Below are 24,836 nucleotides of genomic sequence, written 5' to 3'. Positions count from 1 at the left end.
AGAACCTATCATCGGACATTTAAAAACCGATTTTAGGCTGGCAAAAAATTACTTCATGGGAGAAACGGGACCACAAATCAATGCATTACTAGCTGCAACCGCTTGGAACATGAAGAAAATGATGGAACTACTGAAACAGAAAATTATTTTCTTATTTTATAAGATACAAATTATGCTGTTTTCTAATCCTGTTTTTAAATATAAATTAAATAGTGGGTTTTGTTAAGGAACGACTAATGTGGGATTGTTGAGGTGAATATTCTGTTGTGATAATATCTTAAAGGTGAATGCGGTAAGCACAATCGTAAATAAAATGATGAGAATGATATTGGTTAATATAAAAAGATTAACCGTTTTTTTAAAACTGATGATTTGTAAAATAAGTTTTTTAAGGTTCGATTCAATATTAATTCTACGGTAATTTTGGAAAAATTTAAGTACAAAAAAAGCAGTAAGGACAAGACTTATGATTTTCATGCTTAGAAAAAGATTTGAAAAACCGTTTTCCAGACTTGTTGTATTTTTTACGCCAAGTTTTTCCATAATACGGATAAAACTATTGTTGTCGTTCCCGATAAAAGCGTAATAAAGATTCAAACAGAAAAACACGGAGAATTCCGCAATACAAATCCAGAGGATATATTTCACATAGTTTCTGGATGATTTGTTCAGCATCGCTTCTATTTCAGTGCTGTTATATTTTGGCTGAATGTTCTGTTCCTGCCAAGTTTTCTTGAAATTATCTAAATCAAAGTCAGGCATGTTTTTCCATTAAATGTTTTAGGGTTTTCTTCAATCTATTCATTTTCACACGCGCGTTCACTTCGGTAATTCCCAAGTTTTCTGCAATGTCACGATACGGCAAATCGTCCAGATACATCATTACAATTGCTCTTTCGATGTTGGGCAACATTTTCACTACTTTGTAAAGCAATGAAATTTGTTGTTGTTTTTCATCATCATCTTCCACAAAATCACTGTGGTGAAAATCCATCAACTCGTCGGTTTGTGGTGATTTAGTTTTTTTTCTGAAAAGTGTAATTGCTGTATTCAAAGCAACCCGATACATCCATGTTGAGATTTTCGATTGTCCTTTGAATGAGTCGTAGGAGCGCCAAAGTTGTAACACAATTTCTTGAAAGAGATCCTGTTCGTCTTCCAGCGAATTGGTATAAAGCCGCGAAACCTTAATAATCAGTCCCTGATTATCTTTTATTAGTTTCGAAAACTCTTGTTCTTTGCTCAATGCCAATGCGGAATTAAGTAGCGAATATATGATTTTTTTGCCCGCAAAGATTAACTTTAGCCTACAAAACCAATCTTTTTCTGACAAAAATCCACCATTCAATTTTAGTATACACTTACAAGATACAATCTTCCGCTTCCCGCATTTTTGTTATATTTGCTTTATGATTCTACGCGGAGAAAATTTAATTAAAGAATACGGCCCGAAAAAAGTCGTAAAAGGCGTTTCAGTGGAAGTTTCACAAGGTGAAATCGTAGGGCTTTTAGGTCCGAACGGAGCCGGTAAAACAACTTCTTTCTACATGATTGTAGGTTTGGTAAAGCCCACTTCCGGGAAAATTTTCCTCGATAATCAGGAGATTACCAATGACGCCATGTATCGCCGTGCGCAGAAAGGAATCGGTTATTTGGCGCAGGAAGCATCCGTTTTTCGTAAACTTTCTGTGGAGGATAATATTCTCGGCGTTTTGCAGCTCACCAAACTTTCAAAACGAGAACAGCAAATGAAATGCGACGAACTGATTGAAGAATTTTCTTTGCAACACGTTCGAAAAAACCGCGGCGATTTACTTTCCGGAGGGGAAAGAAGACGTACCGAAATTGCGCGCTGTCTTGCCACAAGTCCTAATTTTATTCTTTTAGATGAACCTTTTGCCGGTGTAGATCCAATTGCGGTTGAAGATATTCAGAAAATTGTCAGGAGTTTGGTTGATAAAAATATCGGAATTCTAATCACCGATCACAATGTGCAGCAAACCCTCGCAATCACTCATAAAACGTACATTATGTTCGAAGGAAGAATACTGAAAGAAGGTCTTCCGCAAGATTTAGCAAACGACCCGCTGGTAAGAGAAGCATACTTGGGAGAGAATTTTGTGTACCAAGATATTCTCAATAAACCAAAGAAAAAATCGTTTGTTTACAATATTTGGGCAGGGAATTTCGATTCCAAACAACAACTTCAGGATTTCGTAAACGAAAATTTTGCTGGTGCCGAAAATCTCCGGGTAATGTATGGTTTCGAAGATATCAGCTTTGCATCGCTTTCCAATTCGCAAATTGAATATATCTTTAATGAAGTGATCGACAAAAATGCTAATAACTCTTTTCTTTTTCAGAAAAAAGAAATATCGGAAGTTTATAAAAAAGACCAAGTCGAAGCGGATGCAAGAGAACTTAGCAAGTCACAACTTCATTATCTAACGACTTTTTCTTACGAAGGGTAAAGCTCAAAGCATACTTTTTGTAAATGAGATATTTTACAGACAGATATTATGGCAAAACCTTTCAACCGAACCATCACACTTTACCACATTTATCAGCAATTGATTCCCTTCATTAAACCTTATCGTTTAATGATTTACGGAACGCTTTTTCTTACTTTTTTGGGCGCTTTGATGGCTCAGGTGAATCCGCTGGTTCTGAAATATACCGTAGATGAAGTCACCGAACTTACCAAACATACCGATCCTATGCAGGAAGGAATCCATGTGTTGGTGGTGATTTCCGCGATATTGCTCGGTAAGGAGTTGTTGAATATTTTCATTCAGTTCGGGCAGAAATTTTATGGCGAAAAAATCCGAATTAATACCAGCAGCGTTTTGGCACAATCGGTTATCGATAAAATTTTGTTGTATCGTGTAGCCTATTTTAATGACGAAAACCATGAGTCAGGGAAATTACAAATCCGAATTGACCGAGGAATTGAAAGTCTAACAAAATTAGTTCAGAACTTTTTCATCGATATTTTGCCGCTGTTTTCCAATGCAATCATCGCGCTGATCATTATGTATATGCAAAATATATATGTAGGAATTGTTTCAACAATCGTAGTTCCCATTTATTTTTACGTAAGTGCTTTGCAGGCTAAAAAATTGGCGGGAGTTCGACGAACGCTCAGAAATCAGAGGGAACAGAAAACCTCGGGACTTTTAAACCTGATTAATTCAATTATGGTGATTAAAAGTTTTGTGCGAGAAAAATTTGAAGGCAAAAAACAATTTGATCTTCAAATGCAATTAATGGAAAGTCAGTTGTTTACAAGAAGAACCAACTTTATTTATGATGGTTTGAAAACTTTCATCGAGCAATTTGGCGTGGTTTTGATTATTTTGTTAACCGTTTATTTGGTACTCGATCAGCAAATGACAATCGGTGCAATCATGCTACATATTCTTTTGTTTAATAATGTTTCTGCGCCAATTCGCCAATTGCACAGGATTTATGATGATATGAATGATGCAATGATTTATGCCGAAGGATATTTCGATATTCTCAATGCTGATACAGAAAAAGAACCCAACGGGAATTTTGTAAAAGAAAAAATCCAGGGAAGGTTTGAATTGAAGAATGTCGATTTTACTTATCCGAACGGAACCAAAGCACTGAACAATGTTTCGATGCTGATTGAAGAAGGAAAAACTACCGCTTTAGTCGGATTAAGCGGTGCTGGGAAATCAACAATCATTAATTTACTTTGTAAATTTTATCTTCCGGATTCCGGTGAAATCCTATTGGATGAGGTGAATTTGAACGAGTATGAAAATACTTTTTTGCGCGATGATATTGGTTTGGTTTTGCAAAAAAATCATATTTTCCAGGGAAGTATTGAAGACAATATCCGGTATGGTGATATGAACGCGACTTTCGAAGAAATAGAAATTGCTGCAAAAAAAGCTTATCTTCATGATCAAATTCTCGATCTTCCGGAAAAATATCAGCACGATGCAACGCAGCTTTCCGGTGGACAGCAGCAAAGAATCGCCATCGCCAGATTATTTCTGAAAAATCCACCCATTATTTTCTTGGATGAACCCACAGCAAGTCTCGACGCAATCGCGACCGAACAAATCAAAAACTCTCTCGATGCCATTAAAAAAGGCAGAACAGTGGTGATTATCTCGCATTCGCTTTCTCAGATATTAGATTCGGACCGGATTTATGTGATGAAAAAAGGCGAAGTCGTAGAAAGCGGAACCCACGATGAATTAATCAGTTTCCATGGTACTTACCGCGAGATTTTCGATGCTTCCGCAAGAAGTTTAAACCTTGATAAATTGGTGAGTTCTTACCGAAGTTAAGATCATTTTAATTTTCTGATACCATTTAATTATGAAAAAAATATTTCTCGTTGCTGTTTCAACTTTTGCACTCGTTTCTTGTAATAAAATCGAAGAAACCGTAAACCAAACCGTGACCATTGCAAAAGAAAAGGCACAACAAAAAGCTAACGAAACCATTCAGGAAACTGTCGACGCACAGCTGAACAAATTAGTGAATGCTCAAACCGTAGAATTTGATAGCGTGTTCCCGAATCAACAAAATTTGACTTTGGAACAAGTGAAAGGGCGAAAATTATCGTTTCCAAACGGCTCTCCATTTTATGTTTTTAAATATAAAACCGCCGACAAAGAGGCGTTACTAAAATCTTTGGTTGAACAACCCACAACCGATGAATCGAAGTCGGAAAAGCAATTTCAAAAAGTCGATGGTTCTTCGATTATCGAGAAGATGATGTTTTTTGAGAAATTTCTTCCTGCGAATACCATCGAAACTCAGTTTTTCGAAGATCTTAAAAGCGATCAAAATATCGAATTTTACAAAATAAAACGCTTCCCGAACGTGAGTACGGTGATTTATAATCCGAAAACGCAGATGGTTTATCAGTTTGTAGAAGTGAAAAAATAATAGAAAAATGACGGAAATTATTCAGAAAACCATCGCATTTGTGAAGGAAACATTGGAAGGTGCAGAAGCTGGTCACGATTGGTTTCACATCGAAAGAGTGTGGAAACTATCCCGGAAAATAGCAGAAACAGAAGGCGGAAATAGTGAAGTAGTGGAACTTGCAGCATTGTTGCATGATATTGCTGATCCTAAATTTCATAATGGTGATGAAACTTTAGCATTGAAAATTTCCGAGGAATGGATGAACTCGCTGAAGGTTTCACCAGATGTCGTGGAGCAAGTTTTATTTATCATTAAAAATATCTCTTTTAAAAACCGCGGAGAAAGTCCCGAAAATCCGCCGATTGAGTTGCAGATTGTTCAAGATGCGGATCGCCTTGATGCAATTGGAGCGATAGGAATTGCCAGAACGTTCAACTTCGGAGGGTTTAAAAATAATTTGATGTATCATCCGGAAATTCCACCGAAACTGAATATGTCGAAGGAAGAATACAAAAAAAATGAAGGAACAACGGTAAATCATTTTTATGAAAAATTGCTGCTTTTGAAAGATTTATTGAATACCAATTCTGCAAAAAAAATTGCTGCTGAAAGACATGATTTTATGCTGAAATTCCTCGAGCGATTCTACAAAGAATGGAATGTTACTGAATGATTTTCGAACATCTAACCTTGCTTTTGTACTGATTTTTTGTTGAAAAATCTTGGTTTTTAGGAAATATTCACTTTGTAATTTTCTTTATCTTTACCCATGTTTTATTTATTTTTTCTGCTTTTTATCGCGCTTTGTTTGGGATTGGTTTTTTCCATTTTTAAAAAAGGAAGATTCCGTATTGCCGCTACCATTTTCCGAATTACGGTAGTCATAATTTCTATATCCGTTTTCAGTTATTATTTTGTAACGAAAAGCATCAATCAGTTTCGGAAAGATTCGCTCACGGTTCAGCTCATCAATACTTTGCCTTTTCCTTTGGATTTTTATATCGTAAAGGTTAATAATGATAAAAATTCAGCGGAAAAATATGTTACAACAAGATCTGGTAGCATTCGAACCGATTATTACCGGATCGAATATTTGGATATGAAGAATTCCGATCAGTTTTGGGTTGCGGGTTTTATGGGAAGAAAAAATATGGTTTATTTTTCGCAACATGCGGTTCCCAATAAAAATGAAGATCAAATTATCGAGATTCGAAATTACATCAACCAAAGCCAGAAACTTTCAGAAATTGCCCAGACACAAATTGAGGTTTTGAAGTCGGAAAACATGAAAACTGCAATTTGGTTTACCTTAGATTTGCTTCTGTTATTCCTTAATATTATTCTTTTATTGAGACGTTCAAAATAAAAAAAATCCTGCCGAAAGACAGGATTTTTTGTTGAAATTTTTATGTTATTTTCCTTTTTGTTCTTTCAAAGCTTCCTTGTCTTTGTCGGAAGGATTCCAAACTTTTACTTCAGAATCTTTGTTGATTCCGGAAAGGATTTGCACGTTGATTCCGTCGCTTGCACCGAGTTTCACGTTTACTTTCTTGAATTTTCCGTCGGGTTGTTTCACTTCTACAAAAGGATTGTCCTTACCATTTACTTTTTCATATTGAATTAGAGATTCATCCAAAAGCAAAGCATTTTTCTGTGAACTCAAGATAATTTCACCGTTAGCAGAAAATCCTGCGCGGATATATTCATTGGTTTTGTTGAAAACATCTCCCTCGATGGGGAATTTGATGGTTCCGTTTTCATCTTTTCCTTTCGGCGCAATCATGGTTACTCTTCCTGGAAAAGTTTTGTTTTGCAAAGCTCCGATAATTACGTTCATTTCCATGCCTTCTTTTAATTTTCCGGCTTGTGCTTCATCGATGGTTCCTTGGAAAATCAGGGAATTCAAATCTGCAATGGAGCAAATTGTGGTTCCGGCGTTGAAAGAGTTTGCCTCAATAACCTGGCTTCCCACTTTCACAGGAACTTCCAACACGGTTCCTGTTGCTTTTGAGCGAATTTGTGTGGTAGCGAGACTTGCCAGTTCAGGTGTAGCGCCAGTTCTGGCAATTTGAAGGTTTTTCTTTGCGGTTTGCAGCTGCTGTGTTGCGTTTTTCAAGGCTTGTTGCGTAGATTGCAATTGTTGTTGAGCGGTGATGAATTCTTGCTTAGAAATAACGCCTTGGTTGTACAAACTTTGTTGCATAGCAAATTGTTTTTGCTGGTTTTGCATGTTCATTCTCGCATTGCTAATCTGCAAATTAGCATTGTTGATTTCCTGCTGAGCGGAATTTACGTTCTGAACACTCGGAACAATTCTTATCGTTGCAACCAATTGTCCTGCAGTTACTTGATCTCCTTCATCCACCAAAATTTTATCGATAATTCCCGACATATTCGGTTTGATTTCGATTTCCTCGCGAGGAACGATGTCGCCGGTTGCCATTACTTTATCGTCCATGTTTTGCACCACTGGTTTTTTGGTAAGAAACATCTCGCTTTCTTTGCTGTTAGAGGAAACCAAATAGCTGATTCCCGAAATTAAAGCAGCAGCGAGGAGTAATCCCAGAACGATATAAATTGCTTTTTTTAAAGTGAATTTCTTTTTCATGTGAATAGTTTATTTCTTTTTTATAATATTTTTTAAAGGCAAATAACTTCCAATAAATCATTTGCGATGCTGCTTTTCTTTCTAAATTACTCGCTTCGCAAAGCCTCTATTGGACGAATTCGCACGGCTCGCTGTGCGGGAATCATACCAATAATTAATCCCAAAATGACCATCACCGCCATCGCTCCGAAAACTTCGCCATAATTTACCGTTGGGTTGTAGAATGGAAAAGTATCTTGATCTTTGGTTAAAAAATTAAGAATCATTAATAAGAAAATTCCCAAAACAAATCCCAGAAGTCCGGAAGCCAAGGTGATTACAACACTTTCCAAGAGAATTTGATTTCTTACCTCCGCGGGTTTAGCTCCCAAAGCACGTCGAATTCCAATTTCTTTTGTTCTTTCTTTTACGGTGATTAATAATATGTTAGAAATAGCGATTATTCCGGCCAAAATCGTTAAAGTTCCCACTACGATGGTTAAAAGTTGCATTCCGGTCAAAAATCCGGTGAGTTTTTTGAATTCTTTCCCAAGATTAAAACTTCCGAAAGCGTTTGTATCTTCTGGCGAAACATTATATTTTTTCTTAAGGGTTGTTTTTACGCCTTCTTCCACCGTATTGAGATCGGCGTCAGGTTTACTTACAATCGCAAAAAATCCTACTTTATCGCCGTCATTATACATTTTGGTAAAGGTGGAAAGTGGTATAAATGCAGATTGGTCGTTCTCCATTCCGCCACCTTTTTTCACCCGGAAAACGCCAATTACATTAAAGAAAATACCTTTTACATTGACTGATTTTCCTAGCGGGTTTTCGTTCTTTTTGGCATCGAAAAAGTTTTTATAAATCTCTTCGCCAATGACGATGACGTTCTTGTTTGCAGATACATCCGCGTCATTGAGGTACCTCCCGTAAATGAGTTTTTTCTGCGAAATTTTATTTCCGATCGGATAATCTCCGGTGAGGGTGTAGGTTGCTTTTTTTCCATTTCTAGAGAAACTTTCACCTGGTGTTCCGAAATTTCCTCTTGCGTTTTGCGGAGAAATATAATCGATTTGCGGAATTTTCTTGGTAAGCATTTCCATATCGCTCAAATGCAGATCCATTTTTCTTCCTTTTGGAAATCCATCATAAGGAATGGTGGTGTTTTGAGCCCAAAGAAAAATAGAATTGGTCGCAAACCCCGAAAATACTTTATCAAAGCCGTTTTCCATACCTTTTGCAGCTCCCAAAAGCGCCACAAACAAGAACATTCCCCAACCTACACCAATCATGGTAAGAAAGGTACGCAACTTATTATTCCGAAGGGAATGATAAATTTCTTGCCAAGTATCTATATTAAAAATGATGTTCATTTGGTTGATAATTTTTTGGTCTTTTATTTATTCCGATCTTAGGGCTTCAATAGGTTTAATTCGACTCGCGCGATACGCAGGTACAAAGCCTGCAATGAGCCCCGAAATCACTAAACTGATAAATGCGGCCAGGATTAATCCCCAACCAACCGATGGATCTTTGATGAAATATTTTTCTAAATTGTCGCCAATTAAGGATAATGATAAAACGCCTAATCCAACTCCTACAAACCCAGAAATCACTGTTATTACCACGCTTTCCTGCATGATTAATCCTACAATACTGCTCGGTTTTGCACCGATGGCTTTTCGTACACCAATTTCTTGGGTTCTTTCCTTCACGATGTACACCATGATGTTGCTGATTCCGATGATTCCTGCGAGTAATGTTCCCATCCCGATAAAACCGACAATCAGCGTTATGATGAACAAAAACTGAATCGTATCGCCCATATTTTTAGCATTATTTCTTACAATAATTCCATTTTCGTCCTCGGGGGAGACTTTATTTTTTGCTTTGAGTTCTTTCTGAATCTGATCACCATATTTTATGGCTTCATCAGGCGACATTTTCGAGTCGTAGGTGATGAAAATGGTACTCACCGTATCCGAACCTTTTTTCATTTGTTGCAAAGTAGTGATGGGAACGGTGATCATTCTTTCGTCCCAATCGCCGCCGTCGTCAGAAAAAACGCCGACAACTTTGAAAAAACTTCCGTTGATATCTAATTCTTTCCCAATTGGACTTCCGTTTTTTATTAAATCCCGCTGTACCATTCGTCCGATTACGGCTACGTTTTGCTTGCGTTCCATATCCATCGCGTTCAGATATCTACCTTCGGTGAGGTTTCTGTTTTCGATGATTTTTTCTTCAGGATTAGCGCCGCTGATTTGGTAACTGCCGCTTTCTTTACCATATTTCACGGTCATATTGGTGGAATATCTTGCAGTAGAATTTTCTAGTTTTGATGGTTCAGATTCTTTTACCTGTTCGTAATCATCATTTTTTAGAACGATTTGCCGATCCGATTGTAATCCACCGTAAGCGATGGAGGTTTTTCCGGTGAAAATGGTAATTAAATTGGCTGCATCTCTTGTAAAACCTTCTGTAAAGGCATTTTTAAGCCCGGTTCCAATTCCGAAGAGTACAATGAAAATGAAAAGACCTAGCGCGACTGTGAAGCCCGATAAAACCGTTCGCAAAATATTGCTGCGAATGGATTCAAAAATTTCTCTCCAACGGTCCAGATCAAACATATTTTTTATTTAGAATTAAGACAAAACTCTTTGCGTGATGTATTCGTCGCTTTCAATCAATCCGTCTTTCAGAATCACATTTCTTTTGGTTTCGGCGGCAACATCAGGTTCGTGGGTTACAATGATGATGGTTTTTCCTTCTTCGTTGATTTCCTGGAGGAGTTTCATAATATCGTAAGTCGTTTTGGAATCCAGTGCACCGGTTGGTTCATCGGCAAGAATTACTTTTGGGTTGGTAATTAATGCTCTCGCAATGGCTACACGTTGTTTTTGTCCACCAGAAAGTTCGTTCGGAAGGTGAGTTGCCCATTCCGCCAATCCTACTTTTTCCAAATATTCTAAAGCTTTTTGATTGCGTTCTTTTCGTGCTACATTTTGGTAATAGAGCGGAAGCGCGACGTTTTCTAAAGCGGTTTTGTAACCGATTAAGTTGAAAGATTGAAAAATAAATCCCAGAAACTTACTTCGGTATTCCGCAGCTTTTATTTCGGAAAGATCTTCAATTGGAATTCCGTCGAGTTCATAAATCCCGGAATCTTTTTCATCCAAAATCCCGATGATGTTGAGAAGTGTAGATTTTCCGGAGCCGGAACTTCCCATAATCGAGACAAACTCGCCCTCGTTGATGGTAAGATTAATCCCCTTCAGAACGTGTAATTTGCTCTTTCCGGTATCGTATGATTTATGTAAGTCTTTTATTACTAACATGCGGTGATGGAATTTAGTTTAAAGATAAGTATCAATAACGAATTGTTTGTTACAACAGTCGATTTCTTTTTTTTATTTGGGTGTTTAATTTCTTTCCGCTTTATTTAATACGGTTGATGGGTTTTGTTTAATATTATTTAGCGGAAATAGCTTGTTTGCGAGCATTGAAGTTGTGAAAATCAATAACAGCGCAAGGTCTGTGTGATTGTGGAAAACTTTTATAGCTTACAGTCAGAGATTTAATACGAAGACCTTTCCAGATCTGCTTCGTTTTTCTATTTTTGTGACTCACATTTCTGAAATCTAAGGAAAAAATTGGGGATTATCTTACAGTTTAATTAAATGAAAATCAATTAATTACAATAAATAATACTTTTTCCACAATGATCTTGGATTTAATTTTTTTTAATACAATTACGATATGGGAATTTTTGACAAAAGAGTAAGCTATAAACCGTTCGAATATCCGGAGGTTTTGCAATTCGTAGAAGCTATTAATAAATCTTTTTGGGTGCATTCTGAGGTTGATTTCACCGCAGATATCCAAGATTTCCACTCTCAGTTGGAACCACATGAAAAAAACGCGGTAAAAAATGCTCTTCTTGCCATTGCACAGATTGAGGTCAATGTGAAAACCTTCTGGGGAAACCTCTATCATCACCTACCAAAACCTGAACTTAATGGTTTGGGAGCTACTTTCGCCGAATGCGAATTTCGGCATTCCGAAGCTTATTCCAGACTTTTGGAGGTTTTGGGATATAACGAAGAATTTATCAACGTGATTGAAACTCCTGCCGTAAAAGGTAGAATCGAATTTTTAGGAAATGCCCTGAAACACGCTAATTCAGCAACTCCGAAAGAGTATGTTTCTGCTCTTTTGTTGTTTAGTATTTTGGTTGAAAACGTTTCTCTTTTTTCACAATTTGCCATCATTTTATCTTTTACAAGATTTAAAGGGTATATGAAAAACGTATCCAATATTATTGCATGGACATCTGTAGATGAGCAAATTCACGCCAATGCAGGGATTTATTTAATCAACAAAATCCGTGAAGAGCAACCGGATCTTTTGACAGATAGCGACATCGAAGATATTTATACTTTGGTAGAGGAATCTATCGAAAGAGAAGGTGATATTCTCTCTTGGATTTTCGAAATGGGAGAAATTGATAATGTCTCAAAAGAAGATCTTCTCAATTTCATGAAATATCGTGTTGATGATAGTTTAAAGAAAATCAACATGAAACCCCGATACAATATTACCCCGGAACAATACCGACCAATGGTGTGGTTTGAAGAGGAAGTTTTCGCCAATTCAATGGACGATTTCTTCGCAAAAAGACCGGTTGATTATACCAAGCACGACAAGAGTATTACGGAGAACGATTTGTTTTAAGTTGAGTGGCGCGAGCGAAGCGAGCGCCAATTACAGCAAATAGCATTATTAACGGGCTTTAGCCCGTTTTTAAAAAAAAATTGCAATTGGCTTTAGCCAAAATCTAGTTCTGCCTCGAAAGAGAAAAGACAGAACGTTTTAGCCCCGATTGCAGCGGCATCCTTTTGCGTAACGCAGTGAAGCAAAAGATACAGCGGAAAGCGGGACGGGTTTTCTGAGAATGCGAAAAACCGGTTGCTCCTAAAAAATATAAATATAATTATGCAGAAAGCTTAAAGCCAACTGCCCAAAAGCATACAATACATGGAAGAAAATACAAACATCTGGTGGCTCAACGAAGAGTCGGAGCAAATGCTGAACCGCGGTTATCTTTTGAAAGGCGAAACTGTAAAAGGCGCCATTGAAAGAATCACCACTGCTGCTGCAAAAAGATTATACAAACCTGAGCTACAACCCGCTTTTGAAGAAATGATTACCAAAGGTTGGATCAGTTTTTCATCGCCGGTTTGGGCCAATATGGGAACGCAAAGAGGTTTGCCAATTTCTTGTTTTAATGTACACGTTCCAGATAATATCGAGGGAATCACGCATAAATTGGGCGAAGTAATCATGCAAACCAAAATCGGTGGTGGAACTTCCGGTTATTTTGGTGAACTAAGAAATCGTGGAACCGCGGTAACTGACAACGGAAAATCTTCCGGAGCGGTTTCGTTCATGAAACTTTATGATACCGCGATGGATGTGGTTTCGCAAGGCGGAGTACGTCGTGGGGCTTTCGCTGCGTATTTGGATATTGACCACGGTGATATCGAAGAATTTTTGTCGATCAAAGATATCGGAAGTCCGATTCAGAACCTCTTTACAGGTATTTGTGTTCCAGATTATTGGATGCAGGATATGATCGATGGAGATATGGAGAAACGTAAAATCTGGGCGCGAGTTCTCGAAAGTCGTCAGCAAAAAGGTTTGCCATATATTTTGTTTACAGATAATGTGAATAGAAATAAGCCGCAAGTATATAAAGACCTTGGATTGCCGATTAATGCGAGTAATTTGTGTTCGGAAATCATGTTGCCGTCTAATGCGGAAGAATCTTTTATTTGCTGCTTGTCTTCCATGAATCTTGAATTGTATGACGAATGGAAAGATACCAATGCTGTGAAACTTGCGATTTATTTCTTGGATGCGGTATTGTCTGAATTCATCGAAAAAACGGAAGGAAATTATTACTTAACCGGAGCTAGAAATTTCGCAATGCGTCACAGAGCGCTAGGTTTGGGAGTTCTAGGATACCATTCTTACCTTCAGAAAAACATGATTCCTTTTGAAAGTTTCGAGGCAACTCAGTTTAATGCAAGAGCTTTCAGACAAATCAAAGAACAATCTTTGCAAGCTTCCCAGGAATTAGCAAATATCTACGGCGAACCGGAAATTTTGAAAGGTTACGGAATGCGAAATACCACCACGATGGCAATTGCTCCAACGACTTCAAGTTCTGCTATTTTAGGGCAAACTTCACCGGGAATTGAGCCGTTTGCGTCCAATTATTACAAAGCTGGTTTGGCGAAAGGAAACTTTATGCGTAAAAATAAATATCTTGCAAAGTTGCTTCAGGAAAAAGGAATCGACAACGAAGAAACCTGGAGAACGATCATGTTGAATCACGGTTCTGTACAGCATTTAACAGAACTTACCGATGAGGAAAAAGCAGTTTTCAAAACATTCAGAGAGATTTCTCCGATGGAAATTATTTCGCAAGCCGCACAAAGACAGCAATACATCGATCAAGCGCAATCTTTGAACCTGCAAATTCCATCGACAATGCCAGTGAAAGACGTGAATTATCTTTACATTGAAGCATGGAAAAAAGGTGTGAAAACCTTGTATTACCAAAGAAGTTCATCTGTTTCAAAAGAATTAATGGTCAATTTCGTGACTTGCTCTTCTTGCGAAGCATAAACTAAAATAATCAATACTAAAAAAAGCCACAGAATTTCTGCGGCTTTTTTTTTGACAAGACATTATTCTTAAAATTTCATTTTTACTTCAGCCATTTCCGGAATGTGGATGGACGTTCCAAACTCCTTATTCAAATTTTCAATGAAATAGGCAGATAAAAGAGGAGAAGACGGTTCGATTTTTTGATGAACAAAAAAATACAGTTTTTCCAAGCCTTCTTCTTTCCAAGTTTTGATGCGTTCCAACCAATCATCGAGCCGGTGGTAATCAATATTAGTATTTGCACTGACGAATCGAACAAATGCTACCGGAGTCGTCAATCTCATGTGAAGCATATCTCTTCTTCCCGCAGTATCCACGATAATATTGGTGATTTTGAATTCCTCGAAAAGGTCGCAAATATTATTAAAAGCAACTTCATAACTGAACCACTCATCATTTCTAAGTTCTATTGCAAGCGGAATTTCTCTTGGCCAATCTTTCACGAATTTTTCAAGCCTGTCGTAATCTTTCGGTTTGAAATTATCGTGCAGTTGAAGGAAAACCATTCCTAATTTTTCCTCAAAATTGATAACAGCAGTAGCAAATTGAGTAACTGCATCGGTAATATTTATTAACCTTCGATAATGTGAAACGGTATTGGTTATTTTTGGGAAAAATTTAAAATCAGCAGGCGTTTTTTCTTTCCAGGTTTGTACTTGCTCGGGACTGGGCATTCTGTAAAACGTGGCGTTCAGCTCTATTGAATTAAATTGAGTGGCATAATACGTGAGTTCATCCTTAATGCCTTTCGGATAAAATCCTTTCATATTGGTTTTGTTCCATTGTGCAGCACCAACACAAATTTCCAGGTTTTTTGATGTGGTTTTTCGTAAAATTTGGGCCGTTTTGGGATGATCTTTTGGCAAAGAAAAATCTACAGTGGTCGGGTCATCGACTTTTCCGAAATTCATAATTTTAAAAGTAAAATATTACGGTAAATTTACTTAAAATGTACGTGATCCAAAATATCCTTATATTTAAAGTAATATAAAAAAAAGACTCACATTTGCAGATTATTTTTCTGGAGACGTGAGTCTTTTTTTGGGGCAATTGAAATTAAGCTAAAAACTCAATCTCTTTATCGGTAAATTTATTTTTATCAACCAATTTATTGATCGTTTTGATCATTTTTTTGCGAAGTTTTGCGATTTTTCTCACATTTTTGTCTTCGCTGTAATCGAAGATATTATCTTCAAAAGAGAATGTATCGCCTTTTTTGAAAGAGATGTTGTTTTTTTTCATTTCTTTCAAAAGCATCAGATTAGTCATTGTTTCCAGAGAAACATACTCGGAAATTGCAAGTTCTTTTAGTAAAACAAGGAGCTGTTTTTTATATTTTTTTTTCGCTTTCATAGTAAACATTTATAGCATTGCAAGATACGGATTTTCGCTGAGAATCTCTGTGTTTCAAACCTATTCGCTCGTTTTTTTCTATATTCAACGGAGTAAAATTTATTATCTTTGTCGTTCTGATGGATAAAAACGAACTTTTATCGCTGATTATTTTAGCGAAAAACAAAAATCAAAAATCGCAAACCAAGCTCATCAATTATTTTTGGGTGGATGTTTTCAGTTTTGTGATGAAAAAAGTTCAGGATGAGAATGTTGCAGACGAGATTACCGTTTCTGTTTTCTCTAAAGTTTTAGCAAAATTAGATCTTTACGATCCTAATTTTCAGTTTAAAACGTGGATTTTGACCATTGCTCAAAATACAGTAATCGATTATTGGCGCAAGAAAAACCGTGAAAACGAAGATTCTACCGACAATTTTGATGATTTCAAAAACCAGTTTGCGCGTTCGCCGGAAGAACTTTTGATTTCAGAAGAAGATCATAAGCAAATTTTAAACATCATTGAAAGTCTGGATTTTAACTACCAAGAAATCATTAGACTACGATTTTTTGAAGAGAAAAGTATTAAAGAAATTGCCGACGAACTCGGTCTCACCATTTCGAACACGAAAGTGAGAATCATGCGCGCTAAAAAAGTGCTCTCGGAATTATTGAAAAACAATGAGTTTGAGGATTGATGAAACCAATTTCTTAATTTGTAAATTTGTGCTTTATTTTAAAGAAAAAGATGAACGAAACCACAATAGAAAGCCCAAACCAAAAACCCAAATGGATCCGCGTAAAACTCCCGACCGGGAAAAACTACCGCGAACTTCGCAGTTTGGTGGATAAATATAAACTCAACACCATTTGCCAAAGCGGAAGTTGCCCGAATATGGGCGAATGTTGGGGTGAAGGTACTGCAACCTTCATGATTTTAGGTAATATTTGTACCAGAAGTTGCGGATTCTGTGGCGTGAAAACCGGAAAACCACTGGATGTAAATTGGGATGAACCTGAAAAAGTAGCCCGATCTATCAAATTGATGAAAATAAAACATGCCGTACTCACATCTGTTGATCGGGATGATCTGAAAGATATGGGTTCAATTCTTTGGGCAGAAACGGTAAACGCGGTGCGAAGAATTTCACCGGGAACTACGATGGAAACTTTAATTCCGGATTTTCAAGGGATCACAAAACATATCGACCGATTGGTTGATGTAGCTCCTGAAGTGATTTCCCACAACATGGAGACCGTAAAAAGATTGACGCGCGAAGTGAGAATTCAGGCGAAATACGAAAGAAGTCTGGAAGTATTGCGTTACATGAAAGAAGCGGGACAAAACCGCACCAAAACAGGATTAATGCTCGGATTAGGCGAAGAAAGAGATGAGGTTTTCCAAACCATCGAAGATATCAGAAATGCGAATGTTGACGTCATTACGATCGGACAATACCTGCAGCCTACAAAAAAACATCTGCCGGTAAAGAAATTTATCACTCCGGAAGAATTCAGTGAGTTTGGTGATTTTGCCAGAAGTTTAGGATTTCGACATGTAGAAAGTTCGCCGCTGGTAAGAAGTTCATATCATGCGGAAAAACATATTCATTAATTAGCAATAGTAATTAACTGAAAACTAAAAATAAAACACACCATTCCGGTATGTTTTCTATTTTTTTACCAAAAGTTTTGCAGGCATAAAAAAATCCCAAGGTTACAATTTCTCATTTTTAAATAGTCAGCAGATACTTGTTCAAAATATTTTCTTTACATTTAAATAAAATATTATTATGAAACTTTTATTACTCACCGTTTCGCTTTCGATCTTGTTTTCCGCCGCTTCCTGTAAAGAGAAAACTGCTTCTGAAAAAGAAAATACAACAACCGCAGAAAATGTAAGCGGTAATATTAAAACTGAAGAATTGAAAACCGAGATCAACGGTGTTACTCACCGCTCTTTTGCAGCTTACAATCCTGATATTGAAGGAAAATTGCCTGTAGTTTTCGTACTGCCGGAATGGTGGGGACTAAATGATTATGTAAAAAACCGTGTGAAACAGCTTGCCGAATTGGGTTATTACGCAGTGGGTGTCGATTATTATGGTGACCAGAAAGTAGTTGAAACTCCCGAAGAAGCGCAGCAACTTTCTTCACATTTTTATAATATTCCTGTGGATGCCCGCAGAATGTTTGATGCAGCAAAACACCAGGTGATTTTAGCTGAAAAGTCTGATTACAGCAGAATGGCCATTATCGGTTATTGCTTTGGAGGTGCGCAGGCGCTGAATATGGCCAGGCTTTCCAGCGATTTCAAAGGAGTCGTAAGTTTCCACGGAAATCTGAAGACAGGAATACGCCCTAAAAATAATAAAGTAAAGTATCTCGTCCTGAACGGTGCTGCGGATAACTTTGTTCCGAAAGAAGAAATTGCAGCCTTCAACAAAGAAATGGACAGTGCAAAAATCGATTATAAATTTATAGATTATCCGAATGCGCTGCATGCCTTTACCAATCCGGATGCAACTGCAACAGGAAAGAAATTTAATCTTCCGATTGCCTACAATAAAGAAGCTGATGAAAAATCCTGGCAGGAAATGAAAACTTTTCTAGCGGGAGTTTTGAAGTAAATTTTTTCTGATAAAAATCTCCGGCGCAATGAAGTTGCGCCGGAGATTTATTTAAATATCAAAAACTTTCTACGATCCTTTGAAATATTTTCTCAGTTTCCAAGCCATTTTTTCGTGTTGTTGCATAAGGCCGGTCAAGAAATCGGAAGTACCTTTATCTTTATATTTTTCCTCCGTATCGTCAACATGTTTACGCAAAGCTTTCACAATAGTTTCGTGATCAGCTACCAATTCCTTAATCATTTCCTGGTTGGTTGGGATTTTTCCTGGATTTTCAATCAATAGTGATAATTCTGCAAACTCAGAAGTTGTTCCTACTGCAACTCCGCCCAAAGTGCTGATTCTTTCCGCAACTTCGTCAATCGCTTCCGCAACAGCATCGTACTGTTCTTCGAATAATTTGTGCAGTTCCATGAAATTATCTCCTGAAAGATTCCAATGGAATTTTCTCAACTTGATGTAAAGTACGTTTCCATCAGCCAATACATGGTTTAGAAGGTCATTTACTGAAGTCAAATTTTTGTCTGTAATTCCTAAGTCTGGTTTCATAATAATATTTTTTTTAATGTTATTGAATGATATTTAAGATGAAATGCATCGAGCAAGGGAATGGTCGATGCGGTGTTCTTTACATAACAAATTTTAAACCAATGATGCAGTAGAAAGCCTGTTTCAGTGTTAATTTTTTCTTAAATCTATAATAAAAGGAAAATTCATTTTTTTTTAATTAATATTTAAAAAATTAAGGCTCAGATTTTGATAGGTCTGACAAAAATTAAATCTATGGATCTGAAATCGAATGTACCTTTTTGGTTGGTGAAAAACGGAATTTTAAATTCTTTTCCTTCTTTGAAGTCTGACGAAAATTGTGATGTGTTAATCGTCGGAGGCGGAATTACCGGAAGTTTGATGGCGCACCAAATGATTGCAGACGGTTACAAAACAATCCTCATCGATAAACGTGAAATTGCAAACGGAAGCACTTCTGCAACCACTTCGATGTTGCAATATGAAATCGATATTCCGCTTTACGAATTATCGGAAATGATTGGAAAAGATGGCGCGGTGAAAAGTTATCAAGCTTGTTCTGATTCGATTGATATCCTGGAAAACCTTTCGAAAAAAATAAAATCCAAAGCAGGTTTTCAAAGAAAAAAATCGCTGTATTTCGCTTCTAAAAAGCAAGATGTTGCATGGCTAAAAAAGGAATTCGACGCGAGAAATTCTGCCGGTTTTAATGTAAAATGGATTGATTCTGATGAAATCCAAAAAAAATATGGACTGAAGAATACTTTTGGCGGCATTTTATCAGATAAAGGTGCGAGTATCGATGCATTCATTTTAGCGCACGAACTTTTGGCTTTTAACCTTAAAAAAGGACTCAAAATTTACGATAGAACCGAATTGAAATCCGTGAAATATCATGAGGGATTTAATGAAGTGATGACCAGTAATGAAGTGAAAATTAAAACTAAAAAGATTGTTTATTGCAACGGTTATGAAAGTAAAAATTTAATAAAAGAAAATTTTGTCCAATTGAAAAGCACTTTCGCAGCAGTTTCGGAAATTGATAAGGAAAACATCAAAAATTTAAACAAAACACTCTTCTGGAATACCGATGAGCCCTATCTATATATGAGAACAACCGACGATGGGAGATTACTGATCGGTGGAGGAGATGAAGATTTTCAGGATCCCGAAAAACGCGATAGAATGATAGTAAAAAAAGAAAAAGAAATTCTGAAAACCTTGAAAAAATTACTTCCGGAACATCAATTTTACACCGATTTTACTTGGGCAGGAACTTTCGGTGAAACAAAAGACGGACTTCCGTACATCGGGGAACACCGGAAATTCAAGAATTCCTATTTTGTACTAGGTTTTGGGGGCAACGGAATCACTTTTTCGGTAACGGGAATGGCGATGGTGTCTGCATTTATGAAAAATAAAAAACATCCGCTCACCGAGTTTTTTAAATTTGGAAGATAAAATACAAAAGAGAAATTAAATATTGGTTGACGAGGTAGTGTTCCTTTCAATTTTAGTAAATTTACATCTCAAACCTTTATATGAAAGCAGTTCTCATCACCATTGGCGACGAAATTTTGTCCGGAAATACCGTAGATACAAACTCCAATTATATCGCAGCTCAACTTAAAAATATTGGAATTGCAGTTCAACAGATTTTCACGATTTCAGATGATGTTGAAACCATTAAAACAGCTTTGAAATCAGCTTTTGAAATTGGGACTCTCGTGATAACAACCGGTGGTTTGGGTCCGACCAAAGATGATAAAACGAAAATTGCGTTTGCGGAATTTTTTGAAGATGAATTGAAGCTGGATGAAGAAACTTTCGAGCATCTCAGAAAATTAATGATTAAAAGAAAACGCGAACATTTGTTGGAAATCAATAAGAATCAAGCAGTTGTACTTTCGAAAGCACAGATTTTTCAAAACGAAAATGGAACCGCACCTTGCCAAATGATTAGCAAAGATGATAAAATTGCAATTTGCCTGCCCGGAGTTCCTTATGAAGTGAAACCGCTGATTCAGAACAAAATTATTCCTTATTTAAAAGAGCATTTTGCGTTGCAATACATCGTTTCACGCATTATTTCGGTGGTTGATTTTCCGGAGAGTTTGCTTTCGCTTACGATTGAAAATTGGGAATTGGCGCTTCCCGAAAATATTTCTTTGTCCTATTTGCCAATTGGAAATCGTGTGAAATTGAGATTAACAGGGGTTGGAGATGATTTTCAGATTGTGGAAAATCAATTAGATAAAGAGGTTGAAAAACTTCGACCATTAATTGAAGAAAAAGTAATTTCATGGAATGGTAATGAAATTCAGGAAATTTTAAAAGAAATATTAACGAAAAAAAATCTCACCATATCTACTGCCGAAAGCTGTACCGGAGGCGAACTCGCGCGATTGATTACTTCGGTTTCCGGAAGTTCGAAGTATTTTCAGGGAGGAATTGTCCCTTACGATTATCATCAAAAGATAAAAATTCTAGGTGTTTCCGCGGAAACGATTTCGGAAAAAACGGTGGTTTCCAAAGAAGTAGCTCAGGAAATGACTTTGGGTTGCCAAAAATTGTTCGGAACCGATATTTCGGTTTCGACGACAGGGGTTTCAGGACCAAACTCTGATGAATTTAATAATGAAATTGGGGTTGTTTTCTATTCTATTCGAGTGAGGGATTTTGAGAAAACCAATCGGCTTTTTCTTCCTCATTTAGAGCGAAATGATTTTGCAAATTTTGTTTCTCAACGAGTTTTGCAGGATTTAGTGGAGATTTTGGTGAAAGAAATTAGGTGATTATTATAAAGATTGAAAAGAAATAAAATAATAGAGAAAACGTTTACATAAAAGAAAAAATCAATATCATTATGAAGAAAGTATTAGGAAGTTTTTTGATTCTGGCATTTCAGTTATCATTTGCACAATCCGTTAGAAATGTAGGTTCATTCACTTCGCTGAAGGTTTACAATAAGCTTAACATCACGCTCATTCCATCCAACGAAAACAAAGTGGAAACCGAAACAGAAGATGCGGACGTAGAAACCATTAACAAAAATGGTGAACTAAAAATTAAATTATCGCCGGCAAAAATCCTTCAAGGCGGAACAATTTCAGTTAAAGTATATTACCAAAAAATCAATGATATTCAAGCAAGTCAGGGTTCAACGATTACTTCAACCGATGAAATGGAAACCAGCATGCTTTCGCTAACCTCAAATGAAGGTTCGAAAATCGATATGAATGTAGATGCAGAAAAATTGAATGTGAAAACAAACTCTGGCGGCGAAGTGAAAGTTTCTGGAAAAGCCGATAATCAGGATATTGTAGTGAATTCCGGAGGGAAATATTACGGACAAAATGCAGTTTCGAAAAACACCAGTGTTACTGCGAATGCAGGTGGCTTTGCTGAAGTATATGTTAAAGATTCCGTAAAAGCAACCACTCGCGCTGGTGGAATCATTGATATATACGGAGATCCAGACGATCGAAAAGTAAAAAATGTGATTGGCGGAAAAATAAATTTCAAATAAAACCAGAAACCATTCTTTTTCAAGGATGGTTTTTTTATTAAGAAAATGTAACATTTAAAATTTCTTTCAGACTAAACGATAAATCATATTTCATCAATGAAAAAAATCAACATAACCGTGCTTGCTTTTGCAGGAATCATTGCATTAAATTCATGCACCGCAAAACCGCGCGTTTGGACCTTTGGTGAATACCGACGCTTTCTACAAAGCATTTTATGTGAAAGAAGGTGATAAACATTACAAAAAACCGGAAGAAAGAATTAAAATCTGGTAAAGAAAGATTCGAAAATATTGTATACAAATCACCTTGTGAAATTCTCCGGGTGATTTTTTATTTGCAGGGTTTAAAATATATTTTTATTTTTAGACAAAGAGGTAACAAATCGCTTTGCGAAGCGACTATTTAATGATCAATTCTAAATTTTATCTAATGAAAAAAATTTCAATAAGTATTCTTGCATTTTCAGGAATCGTTTTTCTCAGTTCATGTTCGAGTAAGAATACAGCACAATCTACAACTGCTCCTGAAACGCAAACCACACCGGCAACTGCAAAAGAAGAAGGTCTTAATCTTGCATTTATGGACACTTCGGTGCGTCCACAGGACGATTTCTTTAATTATGTGAACGGCAATTGGATCAAAACTGCGGAAATTCCGTCAGACAAATCGAGTTGGGGAAGTTTTAATGCACTTCGTGAAGATGTGGATGTTGCTTCTTTGGAAATTTTAAATAAAATTTTATCCGATAATTTTGCTCAAGGTTCTGAAGGTCAGAAAATCCAAGCACTTTACGGAACTTTCATGGATTGGGATAAAAGAAATGCGGATGGAATCAACCCTATCAAATCAGATTTGGCTAAAATTGATCAAATCAAAACGATTGCAGAATTGCAGAAATATTTAATTGATGCCACAAAAACCGGAGATAACCCTTTTTATGCTTGGCGCGTAGGTTCTGATATGAAAAACTCTAAGATGAATGCGGTTTATTTTGGAGGACCTAGTTTGGGATTAGGAAGAGATTATTATCAAAAAGAAAATGAAGCCAACACGAAAACTTTAAATGAATATAAAAATTATGTGGCTCAACTATTCACTGTTTTAGGCGACACAAAAGCTGATCAAACCGCTCAACGAGTAGTTGCTTTCGAAAAACGTCTTGCGAATGATCTTTTAACAAACGAGCAAAACCGGGATGCAAATTTGCGCTATAACCCGAAAACAGTAGCAGAACTTCCTGGACTGGTGAAGAATATCGATCTGAAAGGATATCTTTCTGCAGCAGGAGTGAAGACCGATAAAGTGATTGTAAGCGAATTGAAATATTATCAAAACATGGATTCTTGGATGAATGCGCGCACACTGCCTTTAATTATAGAATACATGAAAGCTAGAATGATTGCCGGAAACGCAACCAATCTTGATAAAAAGTTGGATGATATCAATTTCAATTTCTACTCCAAATATCTTCAAGGACAAAAAGAACAACGCTCTATGGATAAAAGAGCTTTAAGTGTAATAAACGGCACTTTGGGCGAAGCTTTTGGTAAACTTTACGTAGAAAAATATTTCCCAGCTGGTGCAAAGGAGCAGATGGAAACTTATATCGATTACCTGAAAAAAGCTTTCAAACAGCATATTGATAACCTCGATTGGATGTCGGATGTTACAAAAACAAAAGCGCAGGAAAAGCTCGCGAAATTCAGTGTGAAAATTGCTTATCCTGATCAGTGGAAAGATTATTCTAAACTGCAGCTCACCGCTCCAAAAGATGGCGGAACATACTACGGGAACCTGATGAAAGTAAGCGAATGGCAATATGCGAAAAACTTGGACAAGGTAGGAAAACCTGTTGATAAAACGGAATGGGGAATGTCGCCTCAAACAGTAAACGCCTATTACAGCGGTTCCAACAACGAAATCGTTTTCCCTGCAGCTATTTTGCAACCGCCATTTTTCAACTTCAAAGCTGATCCAGCGGTAAATTTCGGTGGAATTGGCGCAGTAATCGGGCACGAAATTTCCCATGGTTTCGATGATTCTGGTTCGCGATTTGACGGTGATGGAAACCTCAACAATTGGTGGACGGAAGCTGACAGAAAAAATTTCGATGCGAAAGTGGGAGCTTTGGCAGCTCAATATGATCAATATGAGCCAGTAAAAGGCAGTTTCGTGAACGGAAAATTCACCAGCGGTGAAAATATCGGCGACTTGGGCGGTGTTGCAGTAGCTTATACCGCGTTGCAAATGTATTTGAAAGATCATGGAAATCCAGGTTTAATCAGTGGTTTCAATCAAGATCAAAGATTTTTCATGAGTTGGGCTACGGTTTGGCGTACAAAATCTACTGAGCAATATATGACCAATCAGGTCAAAACCGATCCGCATTCGCCGGGGTATTTCAGAAGTTTCGGGCCGTTGGTTAATCATGATGCCTTCTACAAAGCATTTGACGTAAAACCAGGAGACAAACTCTATAAAGCTCCAGAAGAAAGAATTAAAATCTGGTAATCACAAAAAATCACTCAATTTTTTGGGTGATTTTTTTTTATTAAAACTCGTAAAATTAACATTCAA

Annotated in this window: 22 protein-coding genes and 3 pseudogenes; 16 read left to right on the top strand and 9 right to left on the bottom strand. The window is 37.0% G+C overall.

All coding sequences use genetic code 11. From position 1 onward, the window contains the following. Nucleotides 1-226 (top strand): annotated as a pseudogene (locus tag AP75_RS14280) (hypothetical protein); the annotation flags it as partial. On the opposite strand, the gene AP75_RS08465 reads toward AP75_RS14280, so the two are convergent. After that, nucleotides 223-762 (bottom strand): hypothetical protein, encoded by a 540-nt coding sequence (locus AP75_RS08465; RefSeq protein ID WP_051872535.1) that lies wholly within the window; start codon nt 760-762, stop codon nt 223-225. The pseudogene AP75_RS14280 and the gene AP75_RS08465 sit on opposite strands and share 4 nt — an antisense overlap. Continuing rightward, complete coding sequence (locus AP75_RS08460; protein WP_031501816.1) at nt 755-1,246, bottom strand: RNA polymerase sigma factor; 492 nt, start codon at nt 1,244-1,246, stop codon at nt 755-757. The genes AP75_RS08465 and AP75_RS08460 overlap by 8 nt, the downstream gene beginning before the upstream one ends. Before the next feature lie 163 nt (nt 1,247-1,409). Between AP75_RS08460 and lptB the strand changes: the two are divergent. The 5 genes and pseudogenes from lptB to AP75_RS08435 all read left to right on the top strand — a co-directional run. Next, nucleotides 1,410-2,135, top strand: a pseudogene (lptB, locus tag AP75_RS08455) (LPS export ABC transporter ATP-binding protein); the annotation flags it as partial. 465 nt (nt 2,136-2,600) lie between these two features. Next, nucleotides 2,601-4,325 (top strand): ABC transporter ATP-binding protein, encoded by a 1,725-nt coding sequence (locus AP75_RS08450; RefSeq protein ID WP_088264278.1) that lies wholly within the window; start codon nt 2,601-2,603, stop codon nt 4,323-4,325. Nucleotides 4,326-4,356: 31 nt separating this feature from the next. Then, a complete protein-coding gene (locus AP75_RS08445; RefSeq protein ID WP_088264272.1) occupies nt 4,357-4,932 on the top strand; it encodes a hypothetical protein in 576 nt (191 codons plus the stop codon). A 7-nt stretch (nt 4,933-4,939) separates the two neighbouring features. Next, on the top strand, nt 4,940-5,587 hold the full coding sequence (locus AP75_RS08440) for an HD domain-containing protein (protein WP_031504766.1): 648 nt from the start codon (nt 4,940-4,942) through the stop codon (nt 5,585-5,587). A 96-nt stretch (nt 5,588-5,683) separates the two neighbouring features. After that, nucleotides 5,684-6,280 carry a hypothetical protein gene (locus AP75_RS08435; protein WP_088264270.1) on the top strand — a complete coding sequence of 199 codons (597 nt, stop codon included), beginning with the start codon at nt 5,684-5,686 and terminating at the stop codon, nt 6,278-6,280. A 45-nt stretch (nt 6,281-6,325) separates the two neighbouring features. Here the strand turns inward: AP75_RS08435 and AP75_RS08430 are convergent, their stop codons facing one another. The 4 genes from AP75_RS08430 to AP75_RS08415 all read right to left on the bottom strand — a co-directional run bounded on the left by AP75_RS08430 (nt 6,326) and on the right by AP75_RS08415 (nt 10,842). Then, the gene (locus tag AP75_RS08430; protein WP_185116476.1) at nt 6,326-7,522 is read right to left on the bottom strand and encodes an efflux RND transporter periplasmic adaptor subunit; all 1,197 of its coding nucleotides are present in this window, start codon (nt 7,520-7,522) and stop codon (nt 6,326-6,328) included. A gap of 86 nt (nt 7,523-7,608) precedes the next feature. Further along, nucleotides 7,609-8,877 carry an ABC transporter permease gene (locus AP75_RS08425; RefSeq protein ID WP_088264266.1) on the bottom strand — a complete coding sequence of 423 codons (1,269 nt, stop codon included), beginning with the start codon at nt 8,875-8,877 and terminating at the stop codon, nt 7,609-7,611. 27 nt (nt 8,878-8,904) lie between these two features. Beyond that, entirely contained in the window at nt 8,905-10,134 is a 1,230-nt protein-coding gene (locus AP75_RS08420; protein ID WP_031503236.1) for an ABC transporter permease, read from the bottom strand. Between the two features lie 15 nt (nt 10,135-10,149). After that, nucleotides 10,150-10,842 carry an ABC transporter ATP-binding protein gene (locus AP75_RS08415; RefSeq protein WP_088264264.1) on the bottom strand — a complete coding sequence of 231 codons (693 nt, stop codon included), beginning with the start codon at nt 10,840-10,842 and terminating at the stop codon, nt 10,150-10,152. A gap of 421 nt (nt 10,843-11,263) precedes the next feature. Here AP75_RS08415 and AP75_RS08410 point away from each other — a divergent pair, with 421 nt between their 5' ends. Both AP75_RS08410 and AP75_RS08405 read left to right on the top strand, forming a co-directional pair. After that, the gene (locus AP75_RS08410) at nt 11,264-12,238 is read left to right on the top strand and encodes a ribonucleotide-diphosphate reductase subunit beta (protein ID WP_088264262.1); all 975 of its coding nucleotides are present in this window, start codon (nt 11,264-11,266) and stop codon (nt 12,236-12,238) included. A gap of 294 nt (nt 12,239-12,532) precedes the next feature. Further along, nucleotides 12,533-14,197, top strand: coding sequence for a ribonucleoside-diphosphate reductase subunit alpha (locus tag AP75_RS08405; RefSeq protein WP_317043841.1), 1,665 nt, complete (start codon nt 12,533-12,535; stop codon nt 14,195-14,197). Between the two features lie 68 nt (nt 14,198-14,265). Here AP75_RS08405 and AP75_RS08400 read toward each other — a convergent pair whose 3' ends face one another. After that, nucleotides 14,266-15,150, bottom strand: coding sequence for a DUF72 domain-containing protein (locus AP75_RS08400; RefSeq protein ID WP_088264260.1), 885 nt, complete (start codon nt 15,148-15,150; stop codon nt 14,266-14,268). Nucleotides 15,151-15,295: 145 nt separating this feature from the next. Next, complete coding sequence (locus AP75_RS08395; RefSeq protein ID WP_143755843.1) at nt 15,296-15,592, bottom strand: hypothetical protein; 297 nt, start codon at nt 15,590-15,592, stop codon at nt 15,296-15,298. 119 nt (nt 15,593-15,711) lie between these two features. Between AP75_RS08395 and AP75_RS08390 the strand changes: the two genes are divergently transcribed. The 3 genes from AP75_RS08390 (at nt 15,712) to AP75_RS08380 (ending at nt 18,201) form a co-directional block, all read left to right on the top strand. Then, nucleotides 15,712-16,269, top strand: coding sequence for an RNA polymerase sigma factor (locus AP75_RS08390; RefSeq protein ID WP_031503242.1), 558 nt, complete (start codon nt 15,712-15,714; stop codon nt 16,267-16,269). Between the two features lie 50 nt (nt 16,270-16,319). Next, nucleotides 16,320-17,186, top strand: coding sequence for a lipoyl synthase (lipA, locus tag AP75_RS08385; RefSeq protein WP_031503244.1), 867 nt, complete (start codon nt 16,320-16,322; stop codon nt 17,184-17,186). 178 nt (nt 17,187-17,364) lie between these two features. Further along, entirely contained in the window at nt 17,365-18,201 is an 837-nt protein-coding gene (locus AP75_RS08380; RefSeq protein ID WP_088264258.1) for a dienelactone hydrolase family protein, read from the top strand. Nucleotides 18,202-18,270: 69 nt separating this feature from the next. Here AP75_RS08380 and AP75_RS08375 read toward each other — a convergent pair whose 3' ends face one another. Beyond that, the gene (locus AP75_RS08375) at nt 18,271-18,750 is read right to left on the bottom strand and encodes a Dps family protein (RefSeq protein ID WP_088264256.1); all 480 of its coding nucleotides are present in this window, start codon (nt 18,748-18,750) and stop codon (nt 18,271-18,273) included. Between the two features lie 234 nt (nt 18,751-18,984). On the opposite strand from AP75_RS08375, the gene AP75_RS08370 reads away from it, so the two are divergent. The 5 genes and pseudogenes from AP75_RS08370 to AP75_RS08355 all read left to right on the top strand — a co-directional run bounded on the left by AP75_RS08370 (nt 18,985) and on the right by AP75_RS08355 (nt 24,770). Then, nucleotides 18,985-20,190, top strand: a complete 1,206-nt coding sequence (locus AP75_RS08370) for an NAD(P)/FAD-dependent oxidoreductase (RefSeq protein WP_088264254.1) — start codon at nt 18,985-18,987, stop codon at nt 20,188-20,190. 80 nt (nt 20,191-20,270) lie between these two features. Further along, on the top strand, nt 20,271-21,524 hold the full coding sequence (locus AP75_RS08365) for a CinA family nicotinamide mononucleotide deamidase-related protein (protein ID WP_031503385.1): 1,254 nt from the start codon (nt 20,271-20,273) through the stop codon (nt 21,522-21,524). A gap of 71 nt (nt 21,525-21,595) precedes the next feature. Further along, nucleotides 21,596-22,258, top strand: a complete 663-nt coding sequence (locus AP75_RS08360) for a head GIN domain-containing protein (RefSeq protein WP_031503387.1) — start codon at nt 21,596-21,598, stop codon at nt 22,256-22,258. 166 nt (nt 22,259-22,424) lie between these two features. Continuing rightward, nucleotides 22,425-22,532: pseudogene (locus AP75_RS14850) on the top strand (hypothetical protein); the annotation flags it as partial. A gap of 156 nt (nt 22,533-22,688) precedes the next feature. Next, nucleotides 22,689-24,770 carry a M13 family metallopeptidase gene (locus tag AP75_RS08355; RefSeq protein ID WP_031503388.1) on the top strand — a complete coding sequence of 694 codons (2,082 nt, stop codon included), beginning with the start codon at nt 22,689-22,691 and terminating at the stop codon, nt 24,768-24,770. Nucleotides 24,771-24,836 lie beyond the last annotated feature (66 nt).

Origin of the sequence: Kaistella haifensis DSM 19056 (assembly GCF_000735695.2) — a bacterium.
GTDB lineage: Bacteria > Bacteroidota > Bacteroidia > Flavobacteriales > Weeksellaceae > Kaistella > Kaistella haifensis.
Note: the sequence above shows the minus strand (reverse complement) of the source record. Positions and strands in the feature narration are given on the sequence as shown.